The organism is Corallococcus sp. CA041A (assembly GCF_003612075.1).
Taxonomy (GTDB): Bacteria; Myxococcota; Myxococcia; order Myxococcales; family Myxococcaceae; genus Corallococcus; species Corallococcus exiguus.
Genome location: NZ_RAWF01000543.1, coordinates 1 through 1,229 on the forward strand (window position 1 = coordinate 1; position 1,229 = coordinate 1,229).

A 1,229-nucleotide genomic window follows, 5' to 3' on the forward strand; every position below is an offset into this window, starting at 1 on the left:
GGGAAGCGAGACGACGGTCATGGGGCATGGGCGCCCGGTGTGGAGTGCGCGAGCCACCTTCGCGGTGGTGCTGGGGCTTTGGCTGGCCTCGGGGCCCGCGCGGGCGCAGGACGGCGGCGGCTGGCGGTCCGCCTTCGAGCTGCTGGCGAGCGGTCCCGAGCTGGGTGGGAGTGACATCCCCCGGGACGTGCCGAAGCGCCGGGGTTCGGACGCGTCGGTGGTGCCGCCGGAGGTGATGGCCCGGGTGCTGACGGAGGAGGGGCCCCGGCCGGTGCCAACGGCGTCCGCGGCGGAGTCCGGCCCGGTGGTGGCGCCGGAAGCTCCGGGTGCGATGGAAGGCGGCCGGGTGTCGGAGCCCCGCGTGCGCCTGACAGAGGACGCGCCGAGGCCGCCGTTCAAGGCGCTGCCGGTGGCGGTCGCGGTGGTGCCGGGGTTGCTGCTGCACGGGTTGGGTGCGTGGACGGCGGGGGATTCCGCGACGGCGCGAGGCCTGTTCGCGGCGGAGGCAACGGGGCTGGGGTTGATCGCCGCGGGGCTGGTGCCCATCGCGTTGACGGGCGCGTCGCGCAAGACCATCGGGCCGCTGTACGCGGTGACGCTGACGGGGGCGGGGGTGTTCTCACTGTCGATGCTGGCGAACCTGTACGCGGTGACGTCGCCGGCGTTCGACCCGGGGCGGGTGCCGGACACGCTGCCGCCACTGGAGCTGGACCTGGGCTACCAGTACGTGCACGACGCGACGGCGGACTACCGGAACTTCTTCGCGCTGGGCGCGGTGGCGCGCCTGTCGAGGGTGCGGCTCCAGGCGTCCGCGCGGCTGGCGCCGGACGAGGGCAACACGTTGATCCGCGCGGGCGCGGCCTACCGGCTGTGGGGCGCGCCGGAGCGGACGCCGGGGTTGGGGGATGGGACGTCGTTGGACGTGGAGGGCATCGCCACGTACCACCGCTACCCGACGGAGGGCTTCACGCTGGGAGGCGGAGAGGTGGGGCTCAAGGGCCGCTACGCGATGGAGCGCTTCGGGCCGCGCTTCGCGGGCTCGTTCGTGGAGGGCGGCGTGGGACTGTCATTCCAGGGCTACAGCTATCCGGGGCGCGTGGACGACGACAACCTGTACGGCCAGCTGCTCTACACGTTCGGCTACGGCGTGTGGCTGGGGCGGGGCGGGCCGCTGCGAGGCGAGGCGGTGCTCTTCTACGACCACCGCAAGGACGGACTGGTGGGAGGGC

General features: G+C 74.0%; 1 protein-coding gene. It reads left to right on the forward strand.

Annotated features, from left to right (window positions below; genetic code table 11):
- Positions 1-19 precede the first annotated feature (19 nt).
- Positions 20-1,229, forward strand: a 1,210-nt coding sequence (locus tag D7V77_RS42020; RefSeq protein WP_120581735.1) for a hypothetical protein, incomplete at its 3' end; no start/stop codon positions are given.